This window comes from Pseudomonas sp. KT_2_4 (assembly GCF_041410225.1).
GTDB classification, from domain to species: domain Bacteria; phylum Pseudomonadota; class Gammaproteobacteria; order Pseudomonadales; family Pseudomonadaceae; genus Aquipseudomonas; species Aquipseudomonas paracarnis.
The window spans coordinates 275,614-292,698 of record NZ_CP166962.1 but is presented as its reverse complement, the minus strand read 5'-3'; the positions used below and the strand labels follow the sequence as shown (position 1 = coordinate 292,698).

Below are 17,085 nucleotides of genomic sequence, written 5' to 3'. Positions count from 1 at the left end.
AAGCTAGGGATGAGGCGTGACGGTTCTGTGACAAGGTTGCGGGCAGAGCCTGTCAAAGCGGGGTTTACAGGCTTCTGGAGGGTACAAATGAGCTGAAATGACCTCACTCAACCTGTGGGAGCTGGCTTGCCTGCGAAGGCGGCGGTTCAATCGACAGAGAAGTCAAATGTGCCGCCCAGGTAACCACGATGCGAAGCGAGCCGCTCTTGATCTTGTGTGGGGAGGTTCTAGATATGGCACTGGTAGGAAGTCGGTGGGATGAGCCGGGACAAAGCGGGAGATAGTGCGATGGGCTAGGCGGGACAAGGGGTTGGGGAAGGCACCACATCTCAAAACGATGCCAAAGCACTGTCAAGGAATAAACAGGTCAAATTCGGTACAGGCGTTGAGTCGGTGCCAGATTAGCGAAATCTTTGGCACCGCCCCCATACGCCGTCTCCGTCAGGCTTTAGATCCAGCCACCAGCCCATACGACCCGGCCGATTATCTCCAAGTCATTCAGTTGATCCCTAGGGACGACCATGTCGCGGTAGGCCTTGTTCTCACTGATGATATGAATAGACCCGTCGAACTGCCGCTGGAGTCTCTTCGCATAGAGATGGTCATCCAGCCGGATGACGTAGACAGCTTCTCCCTCAAGCGAACTGCGGCTGTGGTCGATCATCACAGTATCGCCATCGCTTAGCAGCCCCTCCATCGAATCCCCGTCCACGCGGATTGCCGACAGCCGTGTGGAGTCCAGGCCTTTCTTGCGGAGTGAGTATGCGGTGAACGCGAGCTGGGTAAGGACCTTCGCGCCTTCGCTCCAGGCGCCATGTCCCGCGCTACAGTGGGCGTCGTACAGCGGCACATAGGCGTACCTATCCTCCGCAACGGACTGGGGACTAGTGCCTTTAAGCTTATCCCCCTCACCAGATGCCAGCCAACCAATGTCGACGCCGACCGCCTTAGCGATGTCGACGCACCGGGCTACCTTGGGCTCGCTCTGCCCGGTCAGGTAATACTCAAGCGTGCGTCGTGGGATAGCGGTAAGTCGCGCCAACTCATCGCCACTTCCCGCCATGTCAGCGCATTGTCGAATACGCTCCGCAAGCCCCTCACTCATTTCGCTTTCTCCATTGAGCTATCCGAAACGGCATCCATGCACAAAGCGAAATTTCGCTTTCTCGATAAAGCTATATAAATCAAAGAGATAGACAAAATTAGCCACCATAAAGCCAAAGATGGAAAACGAAACGCCATTTTTCGCTTTACCACATAGTTATATTTGGCTATGTTTATGCCCTAGGTAACGTTAGACATCCCAAAAAAACCACCCTTGCCGGTGGTTATGAATGGACGCTAGGCATGAACAAAACCGAAATCCCGCTCGACCCAGCCCAGCGATGGGAATGGATCAAATACCAACTTCGTACCAGAGGTACGTCGCTCGCCATCCTGGCACGTGAGCTTGACGTTTCAGATGCTGCCGTCAAGAACGCTAAGCGCACCGCCTATCCACGAATGGAAAGAGCCATTGCTCGTGCGCTAGGTCTCAAGCCAATTGACTTGTGGCCCGAGCGTTGGAACGCAAACGGTACTCCGCACCGTATCCGGGTGCAGCGTGCAGAGCACAACGCAACTTCTAGCCAAGAGCATAACCCAGCTTATGCCCTTCGACACCGTAAAACCGGTACGGAGGGATAAACATGCGCCGTACTAAAGATGACCGTACGTTAGACATCTTCTCTGTCCCACAGCCAGTTCTAGCTATCCCTGGGAATGGCAACAATGCGGCACAAGTCAGTGAACTGATCAGTGAGATTCTGAAAGGTTCCGACCTGGATCGTTACGAAATTGGTGCACGCATGTCTCGCTTGTCTGGCGATGACGTGAGTAAGCACATGCTTGATGCGTGGTCGAGCCCAGCCCGAACAGATCATAACCTACCGTTCTATAGAGCCCCGCTGCTTGAAGAAGTTTGTAGCAGTCACGTTTTAACCGACTGGCTGGTTGAGCAACGTGGTGGCCGCGTGGCTTACGGTCGCGATGCACTCAACGCGGAGCTTGGTCGTCTGGCGCGAGTTGCCGCTGACGCGACTAGGCAAGCACGCGAGCTTAAGAAGCTGCTGGGTGACGGCCATGCATAATTGGTATTCCGCCCGTGAATTGGCTGGTTTGCCTGGCATGCCGGGAACAGAGCGGGCAATTCAACTGCGTGCTAAACGCGAGCGATGGGAAGGCCAAGGCCGTCTTGGCAGTAAGGCTGTCGAGTATCGTTTCGCTGCACTGCCGCCAGAAACCCAAGCCGCGTTAATCGCTGCCTCTGTATCGTATGTAGCACCAGAGTGTGCGCCGCCTACCGATTTAATAACTACTCAGCGTGACGCTGTTTCGGCGTCACGCTTGAGCGAAGATCAACGCTCTGTGATGACTGCTCGCCTGGCGTTCGTCCGTGAAATCGAACGTATGAGCCAGACCATCAGCCAGCAACGCGCCATCGACACCCTCGTATCCCTGGCAAAAGCTGAACAGCTCACCCCCTATCTTAATGGTCTGGTGCAACGCGCCAACGACCGCAAGACCGGCGACCGCTCTTTGAGCGAGCGCACGCTCAAGCGTTGGTTGGCCGATTACCGCAGAGAGGGTGAAACCGGCCTGGCACCTGCTCGCCGTCAGAAAGACATGAGCCTCCCAACATGGGCGGCGGCGTTCTTGGCGTGCTACCAGCGCCCGACCAAGCCCAGCGTCGAATCGGCCTATGCCGAGTTCGCCATGAAGAACCCGGCCGAACGTCCAAGCATCCATGTAGTACGCCGCTTTCTTAATAAGCTCAGTGCAGAAGCCCGCGAGCGCGGCCGTCGTACGCCGCAGGAACTCAAAGCCCTGCAACCGTTCAAGCGTCGTTCCACAAAAAGCATGTATCCCTGCGACGTATTCACCGCCGACGGCCACAAGTTCGACGCCGAGGTGTTGAATCCGCGCACCGGCAAGCCTTATCGCCCGGAAGCAACCACTGTCCTCGATGTCGCAACACGCAAAGCCTTGGGCATTTCCATTGGCGAAGCCGAGTCCACCATCGGCGTAATGGACGCGCTGCGTGATGCGATGCAGCACGGCATGTTCGCCATGTTCTACGTCGACAACGGCTCAGGCTTTGCCAACGACACCGTCCGTGAAGTGGTCGACCGTCTCGGCGGCACCATGACCCACGCGCTGCCGTACAACAGCCAAGCCCGCGGCCTTATCGAACGGTCCCACCAAACAATTTGGGTTAATGCAGCCAAGAAGCTGACGAGCTACATCGGTGCCGACATGGACAAGCACGCCGGGACCAAAGTGCATCGGATAGGCCGGAAAGAGCTGCGCGAAACTGGTCGGACCCGCCTGATTCCGACCTTTGCCGAGTTCATGGCCGGTGTCGAATACGAAATTAAAACCTACAACAACAGCCCGCACAGAGGGCTCGCCAAATTCCGCGACCCACTGACCGGTAAGCTGCGGCACATGAGTCCGAACGAAGCGTGGGAAGCCGCACGGGCCGAAGGCTGGGAGCCAATTATTGCTCCGGCCGAGCTGCTCAACGACCTGTCGCGCCCACAAGTCGTTCGTCCGACACGTCGCGGAGAAGTCACCTGGGCAGGTGAAACCTACTTCCTTGATGCCTTGCGCAGCTTTCACGGCGAAGAAATCCGTCTGGCCTACGACGTGCGTGATGCATCCCGCGTTTGGGTCCGCACGCTTGAGGGGGACCTGATCGGTGAGGCACTGGTCGACGGCAACGCCTGCGACTACATGCCGAAAGCCATGATTGAGAAGGCCTACGACAAGCGCGAAAGCGGCCAGATGAAACGCGCTGTAGACAAGCTCGAAACGCTGACAGGCAAGCGCGTGGAAATGATCGCACCGACCAGCGCACCGTCGGCGCAGCTCAGCCTTGAACAGATGGCCGAAGCCCGCCGTTTTGCCGAACTGTCAGCGCCAAAGCCCAAAGCCTTCGACTTGCCTACCGACCCAACTGCCCGTTATCGCCTTTGGAACCAGCTCGACGCCCGCCTCACCAGCGGCGAGCCGCTGTCACCAGAGGAAACGCAGTGGCATTCCCGCTACCCGCAGCACCCGGACTTCACCTCAATTCAACAAATGTTCGCGTTTGCCGAGCAGGCCCGCGCTTAACCCAAGACCTTTAGGAGTCGAATTATGAGTATTTCCAAGATAGTTCCCTTGACCAACGTCGGGCTCTTGTCCGCCGCTATCGCCCGTACCCTCAGCCGTCCGGCAGGATTGCCTGGCCTGGTAGTGATGTACGGCGCAAGCGGCCTGGGTAAAAGCGTCGGTGCGGCCTTCGCCGCAAACCAGCACCGTGCCTACTACGTGGAGTGTCGCAACACCTGGAGCAAAAAGGCTTTCCTGCACGCCATCCTTCGCGAAATGAGCATCCAACCGGCTACAACAATGTCGGTGATGGTCGATCAGATCGCCGAGCAACTGTCCAAGAGCGGGCGCCCGCTGTTGATCGATGACGTGCAATACCTGCTCGAAAAGGCAATAGCCAACGTCCTGACCGACATCTACAACGCCAGCGAAGGGACCATTGTCCTGATCGGCGAAGAACGTGTGCCCGGTAGCCTGGCGAAGCTGGAACGTCTGCACAACCGGGTGCTGGAGTGGGTGCCTGCGCAGCGCGCCACTCTCGACGATCTGCGCGCACTAGCCGAGTCCAGCTACCCGGAATTGCACTTCGCTGATGATTTGCTGGATGACCTGCGCAAGAAGGTGAATGGCTGCCTACGTCGCGTCGCGGTCAACCTTTACAAGGTCTACAGCGAAGCACGCGCCCGCTGCATTGACCGCATTGACCTGGCTAGCTGGGGCTCCGATAGCTGGTTTACCGGCGAAGCCCCCGTGCGGAGGGTTTGAGGGATGCCTAGAGCCAGAGCTGATTTGGTGATGGTGGGCGGTAAGTCCCCTCGCCAATACATTTGGGAAGCTATCCGCGCTGTCAACGCCGGACCTAAAGCACTGACAACCTACACTGTTGCGCGCAAATCGAACCAAGACGATCAAGCCGTACGTGCCTATTTCAGAGATATGGAAAAGGCCGGGATTGTTAGCAAAGTCCGCAATATCGACCGCCGCGACTCCGAGTGGACGTTACTCAAAGACGAAGGTGTCGAAGCCCCACGGGTTAACCACCACGGCAAGCGCTCGACTCACGCAGGTGGCGTGGAAAACATCTGGCGGGCACTGCGTATCCTGGGTGAGTTCACCGCCGCCGAAGCCGCAATCGCTGCCAGTGTGAACGGCGTATCCATAAGCGAGTTTGGCGCTCAGGTGTATTTGTCGGGCCTGGCAAAGGCTGGCTACGTGACTCGCAGAGGCGGAACGCCAGGCGTTAAAACGCGCTTTTGTCTGGTGCCGTCGCGGTATACCGGCCCCAAACACCCAATCTACCAGCGTGACTTCGATCAGGTCTACGACCCGAATTTGGATCAGGTGGTGTGGCGCAAAGCTGACCAGGCGGTGACCAAATGAACCAGGTCAACCACCTTGCAGCGTGGGGTCAGGACGCGCCGTTGTTCGTGCGCTTGCTCGCCGCCGAAGTCGCTGCCACCAACAAGACCAAGGCCAGCCAGCGTATCGGCATGAGCCGCACGGCCGTGAGCCTGACCCTTTCCAACCGCTATGCGTCGCCCAGCATGGCCGGTGTCGAGCGTCGGGTAATGGAAACCCTGGGGCGCATTGAATGTGTCGCCCTAGGCGAGACCGTCACGACGGACCAGTGCCAAAGCTATCGCGAAAAACCAGCGCCGACCCACAATCCGCAGGCCATGCAGCACTGGCGTGCCTGCCAACACTGCCCAATTAACCCCGACTGCTGCAACCAGGAGAACGCCCATGCTCGCCTCCATTAACCGCACGCCTTTGAAAGTCTTAACCCCGACCCTGGCAGACCGCCTGCGAGTGTTCAACGCTGCCGCTCGCAACTTGCAGGCGCATGGCATCCGCGTACAAGCGTTTCACCCAGCAACCAATCTCCTGGTGATCAGCCCCGAGTCAGGTCAACGACTGGTCAACCTGGGCCACACCGAGGGCTATCAACGCCACAGCACGGCCGGTAGCACCCGTTTCAACGTGCAGTTCCAGGGCGTGACCCTGGAATGGCGCGAACCTATTAGCGCCTCCCGTCCTGCCGACTGGTCGCGCCCGACTCTCCACTGAGGAACCTTGTAATGACACAACAACAAACCATTCCCGAAGGCTACCGCGTCGATGCTCAAAAGCGGCTGATTCCGGAAAGCATGATCAAACCTATCGACCTGGAGCGGGATGCCCTGGTACTTGGCCTGGTTGAAAAAGCCCGCGCTGCCAGCGATGTGCTGGCGAAGTTCAAAGCTTCGGCTTTCGGTGATATTGAAGCCTTTGTCGAACTCAGCGCCGAGCAGTATGGCGCGCAGATCGGGGGGAAGAAGGGAAATGTCAGCCTGATCAGCTTCGATGGGCGTTTCAAGATCATGCGTGCCGTACAGGAAAGCATCGCTTTCGACGAACGCCTCCAGGCGGCGCGGGCATTGATTGATGAGTGCCTGCGGGACTGGACCACCGGGGCGCGTCCCGAAGTGGTCACGCTGGTAAATGACGCCTTTCGGACTGACCAGAAAGGCGACATTCGCACCGCTCGTGTGCTTGCGCTGCGCCGTATGGAAATCACTGATGAACGCTGGCAGCGCGCCATGCAAGCCATTGGCGATGCCTGCCAGGTGGTTGGCTCTAAGTCCTACATCCGCGTGTACCAGCGTGTTGGCGATACCGACCAGTACGAACCCATCAGCCTTGATATTGCGGGGGTTTGAAATGGGACTTCTGACTGCAATGACCTGGCCGAAAACCAGCTTACTGGACCTGCTCAACGATGCGGAAGAAAGCGAGCAGGACACGTTCGATGTCATTCACCTGGAGCCGAATTCAGGTCGTAGCTACGTGGTAGCGGTTATCTATGGCGAACCTGATCAGGTTGATTCCATTGCCGAAGAAATCCAACGCCTAAAACAGCGAATGGAGGCCTGATCATGCAGCGCTATCACGACTCAGCCAAAGACCCATTGCCAATCCACTCGCCGCAACACGACATCGAGCGCACCAACCTCGACCGCCTGACTGCGGAGTTCCTGGCACGCGGCGGCAAGGGCCAGCACGTCGGTCACCAGATGAGCAGCGCCCCAGCGACGTTCACCATAAACCCGGAGCGGTCGCCGGTTTATGCCCATCTTTTTGCGGCTGCGCCCCCTGTGACAGCAGCCGAGGCAGTGGTGCCAGCGGAAATCGAAGGTTTCCCGGACGCCAACAAGCACGCGGCATTGATCATGGCCGATGCGGCCATGGGCAACTCGCCAAAGTGGATCGCACGCAAGCACCACATGACCGAGAAATACGTACGTCAGGTCGCCCGCGACTACCACATCACCTTCCACTCTCAACGATAGGAGGCCCCATGGCCAAGATCACCATCACCCTCGAGGACCGCCGCGAAGGCGACGGCAAGCCATCGGTAGCCGTCGATATGACAGGTGTACCAACTACGAACCTGGGCACACCTCGCCAGACGGAAGCCGTGCGCATGTTCAACAAGTTGTTTGACCTGGTCGCCAGCGAAAAGATGTTGGGTGCCATTCCTGCGTGTCGCTGGCAACCCGGCACGACAACACGTCACTAAGCGAAACCGCCCCGGCCATCCGGGACGGTCTGCCAGGCGTGGTTGCCTGGTACTGATGAGCAGCCGAGGAAAAGATGGAACAAGCGGACTGGGATGCGCTGAAAGAGCAGATGGCAAGCCCTTGGGGCTGCATGAGGCTCAAATGCGATGGGTTTGAGATCAGCCTATCGCAGGAGACTGACCGCACTAAAAAGAGCTGGTCCACGATGGTCTATGTCGATGGTTATTTGAAGGGCATTTGGTTGGATTGTGACCACAAAACCGGCGAGCCGAAGCATGAAGAAACTCGCCGTTTTTACCGCAAGGTAACTCGGGCTCTTCATACCAAAAGGGATATCGAGAGCTACCGGAAAATCTACGGTAAGCGCAAAGCCACCGAAATGGAGGCGATCAAGTTTTACACCTACGACTGGTGCTGGAAAAGCTTCAGTTCCCTGAAAAAACACCTGCTGGCCAACAACACCAGCATCACCCGCATCCTGGAGAGCTGACGTTATGGACCACAGCAAAGCCCTAGACAAAATCAAGAAACTGCTCCGTCTGGCAGCAAGCGACAACCCGCACGAAGCTGCCGCAGCCATGCGCCAGGCCCGCGCACTGATGGAAAAGTACCGCCTGGAAGAATCGGATATTCAGCTCTCCGAGGTATTCGAATGCGCCGCCCGTAGCGGTTCAAAAATGACCCCACCGCAATGGGAGGCCAACCTGGTTGGCGCTGTGACCCAGGCCTACGCCTGCAAAGTCCTGTTCATGGCCGGTATCGGTGAATGGCGCTTTATCGGTGAACTGGCCGAGCTGGCCAGCTACACCATGGCCTTGTTACTGCGTCAGGTTCGCCAGTCCCGCCGTGACTTCATCAGCACTCAACTAAAGCGCTGTAAGCCTGCGACCAAGACCAAGCGCGCTGACGTGTTCTGTGGTGCGTGGGTATTGGCCGTGCGTCACCAAGTAATGGCATTTGCTGGCAACGATGAGCCTTCACCGGCAACGGCGGCTTACATGCTCAAGCACCATGCCGAGACGGAAAAGCTTGATTGCCGAGACCGCAACGCCAGCAAGGGCAATGGTGTGCGTGCCATGACTGACGCCATGCACGGTGTTCTCGCGGCCGGCGATGTGCGCCTGAACCACGGTGTGAACGGCCAGGAACAACTTGCCCTGCATTAAGCGAAACCGCCCTGGCGCGCCAGGGTGGTCTGCCGGACGTGGTTGTCCGGTACTGATGAGCAGCCACCCATGACAGACGAAACACCCAAACAGCGCAAAACCCGCCTGGCACGCGAGCGTAAACGTGCCCAGCGCAAGCGCGACAGCGACAAGCGCCTGGCCATGGGTGCCAGCAAGCTCAAGATAGAAATCTACAGCGGCACCCAAAACGAGCTGGAGCAGATACGCACCGCCGGTAAATTCGACGAAACAGACCATGCGCTCACGATGACCATTCACGGTGTCGCCGCATTGTCCCGAACCGACCCTGCGGCGTTCCAGGTACTGATCAAAGGAGGAAGACAGTGACTACACGTAACCTGCAATTGAGCAAGATTCACATCGCCAAGAAGGACCTTGGGCTGGATGACGAAACCTACCGCGCCTTGTTGGGGCGCGTGGCGGGTGTACGTTCGGCCAAAGACCTGACCCCACGCCAGACCGGCGCAGTACTGGCCGAGTTCGCCCGGTTGGGTTGGGAGTCTGCCCCCGTTAAAAAGCCTGGCCGCAAAGCGCCTGTTGCGGCACCGGACCGGAAAAAGCTGATGGGCAAGATCGAGGCCTTTCTCGCCGAGGCGAAACGCTCCTGGGCATATGCCGACGGGATGGCTTTGCGCATGTTCAAGGTCGAGCGCGTGGAATGGCTTGACCCTGGCCAGCTGCAAAAAATGGTTGCGGCCCTGACCTACGATGCCCGCCGACATGGGAGACCTGAGCGATGAATGAAGAATTGTTCCCGGATGACATTGATCAACTGGACGCCAAGAAGGTATTGGCGAATATGCAGGACCCTACGGTTATATCTCGCTGGGAAGGCTCTTTGCGGGAAATGGTAGAAATCGCCGAGGCAAAGCTCCTGGTCGAAATTAAGCCGGGAGTGGAAGCCGCGGAACTGGCCCGGCATGTTGTCTTTGCGATTTGTTCGGTGATGGGCGGTAAGGTGGTGTACTTGCCACGGGGTGACGCGCTTAAGCGGGCGTTGCGAGATGCCAAAATCTATCGAGATTGGAAAGAACACAACACCCCGATCCCGGACCTGGTCAGCAAGTACGACCTTGCGAACCAGACGATTTATGACATCATTCGCCGACAACGGGCGTTGCATCGCAAGAGTGAGCCCGATCTATTTGGGTTTGAAGAAGGGACTATTCACTAGAATCGCCCATTGGAGGAGTGTCATGAAGGCTGCAAAAATTACCGCGTTGTGCCTGGCTTTATTTATTTGGGGATCTACTAATGCCGCCGTAGATACTCCAAAACACGCATTTAAGTACTCGTATGATCATATGCTGGCAGAGCTTCCAAACGTACAAAGCCAACTAACTGAATTGGATGTGAGTGGTTCAAAGCGTTGGAATGGCACAGTACAGGTCGGGAGTGTTGCAGCCGTGGTCCAGATCGATGGAAAGAATAAAGAATCTATAACTGGCTTGACCGTCATGCTGCTCTCCACCCCCTCTAGCAGTGACGCCGATTATGATAGAGCCGAAGCTTTGCGCGACGTGCTGTTCCAGGGACTTTTGGGGCGTGGCGCAGCGTTCAGCTTGATTAATGATTTCTTCATACAAGAACTGGAGCGTCAGCAGCCAGTGCTACTGGCTGGTGGAACGCCAAAGCCGGGAGTTAAGAAGATTGCGAAAGGAACAGCCGAGGCCAGGCTAGAGCTTGCAAGAGCGCCTCAGGGGCTAATGGCAGTTTACGCAATGAAGCTGCTTTAATATCAAAAGCCCCGCCATCGAGCGGGGCTTTTTCTTAAACCCCGCTGATACTCAACGAATCCTCCCCATACGCGAAGCTGGCACCGTTCCCCCAACGGCAGGTTCGCACCATGCATTCCGCTCCCGCATCCCCCAAAGTCTCCCGGCCTCAATGGCCGCGCCAATTCGCCCAGCTCATTCTCGCCGCTGGTGATGATGCTGCGCGTTCGGTTTTGTGGGCCAAGGTTCCGGCCGATTGGCGGGAACTGGTGCAGTTGCACATTGCACAAGCTGAAGGGCGCGCCGAGCAATTCGTGCGCCAAAAAGAGAAATTACGCCCCGCTGTAAGAACCACCACGCCGACCTTCGCCGAGTACCGCCACCCCGTCCGTGTACCCGGCAATGTCGTGGTCGCCGCCCAACACCTGGCCGCATTGCGCGCCGCCATCCACTCACCGCGAGTATCCCAATGACTTCCACCGCACCGAAGCGGCGTCCCCGCACGCCCCGTATGACCTTCTGGGCACTGATCACCGTCGCCTTGCTTTTCTGCCTGGCCATCGTCGCCCCGACCAAACTGCCTGTCGTCCTCTATAAATGTGGCCTGGTTACGCTGGGCTGCGTGCTGGGCTACTGGCTGGATCGAGCGCTGTTCCCATACGCACGGCCGGACATGGTGCCGAACTGCGACCAATCCATGGCCGGTATCCGTCGCGCCCTGGTGGTGCTGGGTTGCGTCCTCGGCCTGACGCTGGGGCTCTGACATGCGCCGCTCTCGTTCTCTTCTATATATAGCTGCGGCATGCGTGGGTTTGCTGGTATGCCTGGCCGCCAGCCCACCGGCCAAGGCCGAGATCCCGGACCAAGCCGAGCGCTACCGCCGCGACTTAACCCGCATCGCCCAGGCCGAATGGGGCCTTGATGCCCCGGTGTCTACCTTCGCCGCCCAGATCCACCAGGAAAGCCGCTGGAAGTTCGATGCGAAATCGCCTGTCGGTGCGCAAGGCTTGGGCCAGGTGATGCCCTCGACCGCCACCTGGCTTGCTGAGCTGTTCCCCAAGGCCCTCGGCAAGATCGAACCGTATAACCCGGTTTGGTCCATGCAGGCGCTTGTCAGCTACGACCGCTGGCTGGCGAACCGCATCCAGGCGCATGGCCCTTGCGAACAAGGAGCGCTGATCCTTTCCGCCTATAACGGCGGCTTGGGATGGGTGATCAAGGACCGCAAGTTGGCTTCGGCTAAGGGTGCCGATCCGCTGACCTGGTTCAACTCCGTCGAGCGGTTCAACAACGGCCGCTCGGCCGCTGCCTTCAAGGAAAACCGCCAATACCCGCGCCTGATCCTGCTGCGATGGGAAGCTCTCTACGTTGCTGATGGCTGGGGCCAAGGGGTGTGCCAATGAATGGCTTACTCGACCTACTCAAGCCCGCCGTGTGGTACGTGGGCATCATCGCGGCAGTGGTGATCGGCCTGCACCTCAACTGGCAGGACGGCTATGACCAGGGTTACGCCAAGGCCTTGGGCGAAGGGGAAACAGCCATCGCCAAGTTGCGCCTAGAACACTCCCAGGAACAGCAACTTATCGCAGAGGCAACAGCTAAAGCCGCCAATCAGGCGGTTATAGATCTGCGCGTTCAGAGGGATCGGGGCGACCTGCTCGCCACCCAGCTCACCGACGCAAAGGAATCCTTTCGCAAGAATACCGACCTACTCAAGGGAGAGATTGCCCGTGTCACGACCCTGTATCGCCGTACCCTCGAATCGGCACCTGAGCCTTTGCCTGCTGGCGTGTTCACTGTTGGCTTTGTCCGCGTGTGGAACAACGCCAACGGAATCGGCACCGCAGTGCCTGCCCAGCAAGCCCGACAAACCACCAGCGGAATTGCTACGTCGTCCGATGGAACCGGAGCCGCTGACAGCCTCGACTCGGGCGTCACCCAGCCGCTTGTCCTTGCCAACCAGATTCGCAACGGGGAGCTGCACAGTTCCTGCCGGGCTCAGCTCAACCGCCTGATCGATTGGACACTCAATGGAAGTAACTGACTTTGCCAGTCACCTGGAGGCGATCCACAACGAATCCTCCTTGGCGGCGCATTTGGCACAACGTGAAGTATTGACCGGCCCTTCGGCCGAGTTCTGCACAGGAGAGGATTGCGATATGCCAATCCCGGAACAACGCCGTGTGGCCATACCAGGTGTGCAGCTTTGCGCGCAGTGCCAAACGCATCGCGAAAAACGGAGCCGCCGATGACGACTATTGAGATGCCTGCGTGGCAACTGGTGAGCATCGCCGTAACCATCCTCGGCGCTTTCGCCGGACTGGTGAAGGTTATGGTCATGCAAATGGAGCGCCGCCTGGACCAGCGCTTTGCGATAACGGACAAGGACAGCGAACGCCTGCGCACACTGGAAATATCCTTTGAACGGCTGCGGGGTGACATGCCCGTGCACTACGTGCGCCGGGAAGACTACGTGCGCGGCCAAACCGTGATCGAGGCCAAGCTTGATGCGTTGGCCCTCAAGCTAGAAACCGTTCAATTAAAAGGACTGAAGTAATGAACATCGACGCCGCCAAAACGCGCCGGGAATCCCTGCGCTGGTACATCATCAAGACCCTGGACACCTCGCGCCCCGTAGATCCTCATGAGGCTATCGTGTTGTCCACCATCCAGGGCATCTATCCCGACGCCACCATCATGGAACTGCGCCGCGAACTCGACTATCTGGCCGACCGAAGCCTGGTGACGCTGGACAAAAAGCCCAACGGCGTGTGGATCTGCGGCCTGACCCACTACGGGGTGGACATCGCGGAATACACCATCGCCTGCAATCCAGGCGTTGCCCGACCAGAAAAGTACTGGTGACCCCATGCCCCCACGCAGCAAGGTTGCCAGTCTGCCCAAATCGGTCAAGACCTGGCTCGACAAGGCTCTAGCCGAGAACAACTTCAGCGATTACGAAGCCCTGGCCAACGAACTGTCGAGCCAGGGTTTTTCGATCAGTAAGTCGGCGCTACATCGCTATGGCCAGGACTTTGAGTCCAAACTCTCTGCCTTGAAGATGGCCAGCGAGCAGGCCCGTGCCGTGGTGGCTGCTGCTCCGGATGAAGAAGGCGCGGTTAACGAAGCGCTGATGCGTCTTGTCCAGGAACACCTGTTCAAACTGCTGATGAGCGATGGCGACCAGATGGACTTGCCGAAGGTCGCCAAAGCTGTGGCCGAGTTGGGTAAGGCCTCGGTTGTGCAGAAGAAATGGCAGGCGGAGTGGAAGGAGAAGGTCGAAACGGCAGCGGCGCGCGTTGATAAGATCGCCAAGAAAGGAGGCCTGACACAGGCGACCTCCGATGAAATCCGGCGCGAGATCCTGGGGATGGCATCGTGAGTCTGCCCCTCATCCTGGACAGCACCGCCACGTTGCTTGCCCCAGCAGTCTTACTCGACTATCAGAAAGAGTGGATCGGTATACGCGCCCCACTCAAGGTTGGCGAGAAATCCCGGCGTATCGGTCTCACATGGGCCGAGGCGGCAGACAACGTTCTGGTAGCCGCGTCCGAAAAATCGGCGGGCGGTCAAACTGTCTATTACCTGGGCTACAACCAGGACATGACCGTGGAGTACATCCAGGCCTGCGCCATGTGGGCGCGGGCCTATAACTACGCAGCTGAGCAAATAGAAGAAGGCATCTGGCCCGACAGCGACCCTGACAAACACATCAAGACCTACACCATCGCGTTTCCCAGCGGCCACCGCATCGTCGCGCTGACCAGTCGCCCGTCCAACCTGCGTGGCCGTCAGGGCGTTGTCGTGATCGACGAAGCCGCGTTCCATGCGGACTTGGCCGAGCTGCTGAAAGCGGCCATGGCTCTGTTGATCTGGGGCGGTGAAGTCCATGTGATCAGCACCCACGACGGCACGGAGAACGCCTTTAACGACCTGGTCAACGAAATCCGGGCTGGCAAGCGCAATGGCGAAGTGTTCCGCTGCACTTTCGGTGAAGCCGTTGCCGATGGTCTGTACAAGCGTGTCTGCCTTCGTAAAGGTATTGAATACAGACTTGAGGATGAAATCGCCTGGGTGAATGGCGTTTACGGTTTCTACGGCGATGCAGCCGATGAAGAGCTTGATTGCGTACCGTCCCAGGGCGGCGGTGCCTTCCTCAGCATGGCCCTGGTGGAGCAGCGCAGTAATCGTGACGTGCCGGTACTGCGCCTGGCATACCCGCAGGGTTACGAAACCATCGCCGAACACTTGCGCCTGGCCGAGTCCCTGGAGTGGTGCGAAGAGCATTTGCTCCCGCTGCTGTCGGCGATTCCCCTGGACGTTCAGAGCTTCTATGGCATGGACTTCGGCCGCTCCGGCGACCTCTCGGTCTTCTGGCCATTGCTCAAAGAGCAGAATCTGCGCAAACGCACGCCCTTTGTGGTCGAGCTGCGTAACGTCCCGTTCAAGCAACAACTCCAGATTAAGTTTTACATCATTCGTCGCTTACCCAACTTCCTCAAAGGCGCCGACGACGCCAGGGGCAACGGCTCGCAACTGTCGGAAGACACTGCTGTCGAGTTCGGCTTCAACCGCATCGAGCGGGTCATGCTCACCGAGGGCTGGTATCGCGACAACATGCCGCCGTTCAAGGCCGCCCTGGAAGATGACACCTTCTACGACATCCCGGCCGATAAGGACGTGGTCAGCGACGTGCGTGCATTTCGAATGGTCAAGGGGGTGGCTCGCATCCCCGAAAAGCGCACCAACGAAAAGGGCGAGAAGTCCGGACCAAAGCGTCACGGCGACGCCGGTATCGCCGCCGTGCTGGCCGACTATGCGTCCCGTCAGGATGTCGAAATCTTCGAATATCACCGCGTCCAGCCAGCCACCCAGCATGATCGCGAGATCAAGCTCGGGGCTGGCTGGCGCTCTCAGAAAGGCATTTGGTAATGGCTGAATCCAAAATCGTCGACCAGTACGGTCGCCCGATCCAGTACGACAAACTCACGGAAGAGCTGGCTGCAGCACGTACCACCGGCATTCGCCAGGTTTGGCACCAGTCGGTGGCCAACGGCCTAACGCCCCAGCGCCTGGCGAGTATTTTGCGAGCCGCTGCCGAGGGATCCGCCAATGACTACCTGACCCTTGCCGAGGAAATGGAGGAGCGCGACCTGCATTACGCCTCGGTGTTAGGCACGCGCAAGCTGGCAGTGGCTGGGTTGTCCGTTCGTGTCGAGGCAGCGAGCGACGATCCCGAGGACGTACGCCGGGCCGATCAGCTCAAGGAACTGGTTGACTCTCCCGAGTTTGGCGAGCTTCAGTCGGACCTGACTGACGCTATGGGCAAAGGCTATGCCGTCTCAGAAATCATGTGGGACCGTAGTGGCAAGACCTGGAATCCTGAGCGTTTTGAACCCCGCGATCAGCGATTCTTCCAATTTGACCGTGAAACCGGCCGGGAGCTGCGCCTGCTCGATGAGGCTGATCCGATCAATGGTGTTGCCCTGGCGCCGTACAAGTTCATTGTGCATCTGCCGCGTATCCGCTCTGGTCTGCCGATTCGGGGCGGCCTGGCGCGTCTTGCGGCTGTTGGATACATGTGCAAAGCCTGGACTTGGAAGGACTGGATGGGCTTTGCTGACATCTTCGGCATGCCGATGCGCGTCGGCCGGTACGGCGCAGGTGCGAGCAAGGAAGACATCAGCACCCTGATGTCAGCGGTGGCCAACCTGGGCAGCGATGCAGCAGCCGTGATCCCGGACAGCATGCGCATTGATTTTACTCAGGCCGCCAACGTGGCGGGTGCCGGTGACTTCTTCAAAGGCCTGGCCGAATGGTGGGATAAACAAGTCAGTAAGGCCGTGGTTGGTCAGACCATGTCAACCGATGACGGCTCCAGCCAAGCCCAGGCAACGATTCATAATGAAGTTCGTATAGACCTGCTGCAAGCCGATGCCAAGGCCGAATCTAACACCTTGAACCGCTACTTTGTGCGGCCCTGGTGTGATCTGAATTTTGCACCTGGTCGTCCGTACCCCCGGCTGATCATCGATGTGCCGGAGCCTGAAAACACCAAAATCCTGATCGAGGCGCTTAAGACACTCGTACCGTTAGGGTTGAAGGTCGAGCAGTCGGTAATCCGTGACAAGCTCAATATCCCGGCTCCAGCCGATGGTGCCGAGCTGCTGGGCGTTCCGGCCCCAGTTGCCACGCCCGTGTTGGCTCAGGCAACGAACACCGAACAAAAGCCAGCCAAACCGACGGTGATACCGGACATCGTCGATAACCAGGTGCGCACGCTGGAGCGGACTGTGGGGGTCTACATGGATGACATGGTCGAGCAGATCAAGGAACTGCTCGACACCGTCAGCAGCCTAGAAGAGTTCCGAGATCGATTGATCGAAGCCTATCCAGCGATGACCACCAACCAATTGGCCGATGCGATTGCTGACGGCCTGGCTGCCGCCAGCCTGGCTGGTCGCGATGACATTCTGAGAGGCCTGTAAC

The 17,085-nt window shown here is 58.4% G+C and carries 28 protein-coding genes and 2 other RNA genes; 29 read left to right on the top strand and 1 reads right to left on the bottom strand.

Annotated features, from left to right (window positions below):
* Positions 1–448: 448 nt before the first annotated feature.
* Positions 449–1,105, bottom strand: coding sequence for an XRE family transcriptional regulator (locus tag AB9N64_RS01395; RefSeq protein WP_371359899.1), 657 nt, complete (start codon positions 1,103–1,105; stop codon positions 449–451).
* A 242-nt stretch (positions 1,106–1,347) separates the two neighbouring features.
* Here AB9N64_RS01395 and AB9N64_RS01390 point away from each other — a divergent pair, with 242 nt between their 5' ends.
* From AB9N64_RS01390 to AB9N64_RS01250, 29 genes are all read left to right on the top strand, one after another.
* Complete coding sequence (locus AB9N64_RS01390; protein WP_371359897.1) at positions 1,348–1,686, top strand: transcriptional regulator; 339 nt, start codon at positions 1,348–1,350, stop codon at positions 1,684–1,686.
* A 2-nt stretch (positions 1,687–1,688) separates the two neighbouring features.
* The gene (locus AB9N64_RS01385) at positions 1,689–2,129 is read left to right on the top strand and encodes a hypothetical protein (protein ID WP_371359896.1); all 441 of its coding nucleotides are present in this window, start codon (positions 1,689–1,691) and stop codon (positions 2,127–2,129) included.
* Complete coding sequence (locus AB9N64_RS01380; RefSeq protein ID WP_371360380.1) at positions 2,029–4,155, top strand: DNA-binding protein; 2,127 nt, start codon at positions 2,029–2,031, stop codon at positions 4,153–4,155. The genes AB9N64_RS01385 and AB9N64_RS01380 overlap by 101 nt, the downstream gene beginning before the upstream one ends.
* 24 nt (positions 4,156–4,179) lie before the next feature.
* The gene (locus AB9N64_RS01375; RefSeq protein WP_371359895.1) at positions 4,180–4,899 is read left to right on the top strand and encodes an AAA family ATPase; all 720 of its coding nucleotides are present in this window, start codon (positions 4,180–4,182) and stop codon (positions 4,897–4,899) included.
* Between the two features lie 30 nt (positions 4,900–4,929).
* Complete coding sequence (locus AB9N64_RS01370) at positions 4,930–5,514, top strand: hypothetical protein (RefSeq protein WP_371360379.1); 585 nt, start codon at positions 4,930–4,932, stop codon at positions 5,512–5,514.
* Entirely contained in the window at positions 5,511–5,894 is a 384-nt protein-coding gene (locus tag AB9N64_RS01365; protein WP_371359894.1) for a hypothetical protein, read from the top strand. The genes AB9N64_RS01370 and AB9N64_RS01365 overlap by 4 nt, the downstream gene beginning before the upstream one ends.
* A complete protein-coding gene (locus tag AB9N64_RS01360; protein ID WP_371359893.1) occupies positions 5,878–6,201 on the top strand; it encodes a hypothetical protein in 324 nt (107 codons plus the stop codon). The genes AB9N64_RS01365 and AB9N64_RS01360 overlap by 17 nt, the downstream gene beginning before the upstream one ends.
* A gap of 11 nt (positions 6,202–6,212) precedes the next feature.
* Positions 6,213–6,833 (top strand): DUF3164 family protein, encoded by a 621-nt coding sequence (locus tag AB9N64_RS01355; RefSeq protein ID WP_371359892.1) that lies wholly within the window; start codon positions 6,213–6,215, stop codon positions 6,831–6,833.
* A gap of 1 nt (position 6,834) precedes the next feature.
* Positions 6,835–7,047, top strand: coding sequence for a hypothetical protein (locus tag AB9N64_RS01350; protein ID WP_371359891.1), 213 nt, complete (start codon positions 6,835–6,837; stop codon positions 7,045–7,047).
* A 2-nt stretch (positions 7,048–7,049) separates the two neighbouring features.
* Positions 7,050–7,463, top strand: a complete 414-nt coding sequence (locus tag AB9N64_RS01345; protein ID WP_371359890.1) for a hypothetical protein — start codon at positions 7,050–7,052, stop codon at positions 7,461–7,463.
* A gap of 8 nt (positions 7,464–7,471) precedes the next feature.
* Positions 7,472–7,693: a hypothetical protein gene (locus tag AB9N64_RS01340; protein ID WP_371359889.1), complete on the top strand. Its 222-nt coding sequence runs from the start codon at positions 7,472–7,474 to the stop codon at positions 7,691–7,693.
* Positions 7,692–7,762, top strand: an RNA gene (locus AB9N64_RS01335) — hammerhead ribozyme type II. The genes AB9N64_RS01340 and AB9N64_RS01335 overlap by 2 nt, the downstream gene beginning before the upstream one ends.
* A 5-nt stretch (positions 7,763–7,767) precedes the next feature.
* Complete coding sequence (locus AB9N64_RS01330; RefSeq protein ID WP_371359888.1) at positions 7,768–8,184, top strand: hypothetical protein; 417 nt, start codon at positions 7,768–7,770, stop codon at positions 8,182–8,184.
* A gap of 4 nt (positions 8,185–8,188) precedes the next feature.
* Positions 8,189–8,860 (top strand): DUF2786 domain-containing protein, encoded by a 672-nt coding sequence (locus AB9N64_RS01325; protein ID WP_371359887.1) that lies wholly within the window; start codon positions 8,189–8,191, stop codon positions 8,858–8,860.
* Positions 8,859–8,929, top strand: an RNA gene (locus AB9N64_RS01320) — hammerhead ribozyme type II. The genes AB9N64_RS01325 and AB9N64_RS01320 overlap by 2 nt, the downstream gene beginning before the upstream one ends.
* Entirely contained in the window at positions 8,930–9,208 is a 279-nt protein-coding gene (locus AB9N64_RS01315; protein WP_371359886.1) for a hypothetical protein, read from the top strand.
* On the top strand, positions 9,205–9,621 hold the full coding sequence (locus tag AB9N64_RS01310) for a gp16 family protein (RefSeq protein WP_371359885.1): 417 nt from the start codon (positions 9,205–9,207) through the stop codon (positions 9,619–9,621). Before AB9N64_RS01315 ends, AB9N64_RS01310 begins: the two co-directional genes overlap by 4 nt.
* Positions 9,618–10,055, top strand: coding sequence for a Mor transcription activator family protein (locus tag AB9N64_RS01305; RefSeq protein ID WP_371359884.1), 438 nt, complete (start codon positions 9,618–9,620; stop codon positions 10,053–10,055). Before AB9N64_RS01310 ends, AB9N64_RS01305 begins: the two co-directional genes overlap by 4 nt.
* A gap of 22 nt (positions 10,056–10,077) precedes the next feature.
* On the top strand, positions 10,078–10,617 hold the full coding sequence (locus tag AB9N64_RS01300) for a hypothetical protein (RefSeq protein WP_371359883.1): 540 nt from the start codon (positions 10,078–10,080) through the stop codon (positions 10,615–10,617).
* A gap of 110 nt (positions 10,618–10,727) precedes the next feature.
* A complete protein-coding gene (locus tag AB9N64_RS01295; RefSeq protein ID WP_371359882.1) occupies positions 10,728–11,069 on the top strand; it encodes a hypothetical protein in 342 nt (113 codons plus the stop codon).
* Positions 11,070–11,107: 38 nt separating this feature from the next.
* The gene (locus AB9N64_RS01290; protein ID WP_371359881.1) at positions 11,108–11,359 is read left to right on the top strand and encodes a putative holin; all 252 of its coding nucleotides are present in this window, start codon (positions 11,108–11,110) and stop codon (positions 11,357–11,359) included.
* Between the two features lies 1 nt (position 11,360).
* Positions 11,361–11,999, top strand: coding sequence for a transglycosylase SLT domain-containing protein (locus AB9N64_RS01285; protein WP_371359880.1), 639 nt, complete (start codon positions 11,361–11,363; stop codon positions 11,997–11,999).
* Entirely contained in the window at positions 11,996–12,640 is a 645-nt protein-coding gene (locus AB9N64_RS01280) for a DNA-packaging protein (protein WP_371359879.1), read from the top strand. The genes AB9N64_RS01285 and AB9N64_RS01280 overlap by 4 nt, the downstream gene beginning before the upstream one ends.
* The gene (locus AB9N64_RS01275; protein WP_339457213.1) at positions 12,627–12,848 is read left to right on the top strand and encodes a TraR/DksA C4-type zinc finger protein; all 222 of its coding nucleotides are present in this window, start codon (positions 12,627–12,629) and stop codon (positions 12,846–12,848) included. Before AB9N64_RS01280 ends, AB9N64_RS01275 begins: the two co-directional genes overlap by 14 nt.
* Complete coding sequence (locus AB9N64_RS01270) at positions 12,845–13,153, top strand: hypothetical protein (RefSeq protein ID WP_010564659.1); 309 nt, start codon at positions 12,845–12,847, stop codon at positions 13,151–13,153. Before AB9N64_RS01275 ends, AB9N64_RS01270 begins: the two co-directional genes overlap by 4 nt.
* Positions 13,153–13,461: a hypothetical protein gene (locus AB9N64_RS01265; protein ID WP_371359878.1), complete on the top strand. Its 309-nt coding sequence runs from the start codon at positions 13,153–13,155 to the stop codon at positions 13,459–13,461. Before AB9N64_RS01270 ends, AB9N64_RS01265 begins: the two co-directional genes overlap by 1 nt.
* A gap of 4 nt (positions 13,462–13,465) precedes the next feature.
* Positions 13,466–13,978: a DUF3486 family protein gene (locus tag AB9N64_RS01260; protein ID WP_010564657.1), complete on the top strand. Its 513-nt coding sequence runs from the start codon at positions 13,466–13,468 to the stop codon at positions 13,976–13,978.
* Positions 13,975–15,528: a hypothetical protein gene (locus AB9N64_RS01255; protein WP_371359877.1), complete on the top strand. Its 1,554-nt coding sequence runs from the start codon at positions 13,975–13,977 to the stop codon at positions 15,526–15,528. The genes AB9N64_RS01260 and AB9N64_RS01255 overlap by 4 nt, the downstream gene beginning before the upstream one ends.
* On the top strand, positions 15,528–17,084 hold the full coding sequence (locus tag AB9N64_RS01250; protein ID WP_371359876.1) for a DUF935 domain-containing protein: 1,557 nt from the start codon (positions 15,528–15,530) through the stop codon (positions 17,082–17,084). The genes AB9N64_RS01255 and AB9N64_RS01250 overlap by 1 nt, the downstream gene beginning before the upstream one ends.
* Position 17,085 lies beyond the last annotated feature (1 nt).

Coding starts and splice junctions, on each gene's coding strand:
- AB9N64_RS01260 (WP_010564657.1), top strand. CDS start 13,466: ATGCCCCCACGCAGCAAGGTTGCCAGTCTGCCCAAATCGGTCAAGACC.
- AB9N64_RS01395 (WP_371359899.1), bottom strand. CDS start 1,105: ATGAGTGAGGGGCTTGCGGAGCGTATTCGACAATGCGCTGACATGGCG.
- AB9N64_RS01290 (WP_371359881.1), top strand. CDS start 11,108: ATGACCTTCTGGGCACTGATCACCGTCGCCTTGCTTTTCTGCCTGGCC.
- AB9N64_RS01285 (WP_371359880.1), top strand. CDS start 11,361: ATGCGCCGCTCTCGTTCTCTTCTATATATAGCTGCGGCATGCGTGGGT.
- AB9N64_RS01375 (WP_371359895.1), top strand. CDS start 4,180: ATGAGTATTTCCAAGATAGTTCCCTTGACCAACGTCGGGCTCTTGTCC.
- AB9N64_RS01295 (WP_371359882.1), top strand. CDS start 10,728: ATGCATTCCGCTCCCGCATCCCCCAAAGTCTCCCGGCCTCAATGGCCG.
- AB9N64_RS01300 (WP_371359883.1), top strand. CDS start 10,078: ATGAAGGCTGCAAAAATTACCGCGTTGTGCCTGGCTTTATTTATTTGG.
- AB9N64_RS01270 (WP_010564659.1), top strand. CDS start 12,845: ATGACGACTATTGAGATGCCTGCGTGGCAACTGGTGAGCATCGCCGTA.
- AB9N64_RS01250 (WP_371359876.1), top strand. CDS start 15,528: ATGGCTGAATCCAAAATCGTCGACCAGTACGGTCGCCCGATCCAGTAC.
- AB9N64_RS01390 (WP_371359897.1), top strand. CDS start 1,348: ATGAACAAAACCGAAATCCCGCTCGACCCAGCCCAGCGATGGGAATGG.
- AB9N64_RS01330 (WP_371359888.1), top strand. CDS start 7,768: ATGGAACAAGCGGACTGGGATGCGCTGAAAGAGCAGATGGCAAGCCCT.
- AB9N64_RS01370 (WP_371360379.1), top strand. CDS start 4,930: ATGGTGGGCGGTAAGTCCCCTCGCCAATACATTTGGGAAGCTATCCGC.
- AB9N64_RS01340 (WP_371359889.1), top strand. CDS start 7,472: ATGGCCAAGATCACCATCACCCTCGAGGACCGCCGCGAAGGCGACGGC.
- AB9N64_RS01360 (WP_371359893.1), top strand. CDS start 5,878: ATGCTCGCCTCCATTAACCGCACGCCTTTGAAAGTCTTAACCCCGACC.
- AB9N64_RS01265 (WP_371359878.1), top strand. CDS start 13,153: ATGAACATCGACGCCGCCAAAACGCGCCGGGAATCCCTGCGCTGGTAC.
- AB9N64_RS01345 (WP_371359890.1), top strand. CDS start 7,050: ATGCAGCGCTATCACGACTCAGCCAAAGACCCATTGCCAATCCACTCG.
- AB9N64_RS01350 (WP_371359891.1), top strand. CDS start 6,835: ATGGGACTTCTGACTGCAATGACCTGGCCGAAAACCAGCTTACTGGAC.
- AB9N64_RS01365 (WP_371359894.1), top strand. CDS start 5,511: ATGAACCAGGTCAACCACCTTGCAGCGTGGGGTCAGGACGCGCCGTTG.
- AB9N64_RS01305 (WP_371359884.1), top strand. CDS start 9,618: ATGAATGAAGAATTGTTCCCGGATGACATTGATCAACTGGACGCCAAG.
- AB9N64_RS01280 (WP_371359879.1), top strand. CDS start 11,996: ATGAATGGCTTACTCGACCTACTCAAGCCCGCCGTGTGGTACGTGGGC.
- AB9N64_RS01325 (WP_371359887.1), top strand. CDS start 8,189: ATGGACCACAGCAAAGCCCTAGACAAAATCAAGAAACTGCTCCGTCTG.
- AB9N64_RS01355 (WP_371359892.1), top strand. CDS start 6,213: ATGACACAACAACAAACCATTCCCGAAGGCTACCGCGTCGATGCTCAA.
- AB9N64_RS01385 (WP_371359896.1), top strand. CDS start 1,689: ATGCGCCGTACTAAAGATGACCGTACGTTAGACATCTTCTCTGTCCCA.
- AB9N64_RS01275 (WP_339457213.1), top strand. CDS start 12,627: ATGGAAGTAACTGACTTTGCCAGTCACCTGGAGGCGATCCACAACGAA.
- AB9N64_RS01380 (WP_371360380.1), top strand. CDS start 2,029: ATGCACTCAACGCGGAGCTTGGTCGTCTGGCGCGAGTTGCCGCTGACG.
- AB9N64_RS01315 (WP_371359886.1), top strand. CDS start 8,930: ATGACAGACGAAACACCCAAACAGCGCAAAACCCGCCTGGCACGCGAG.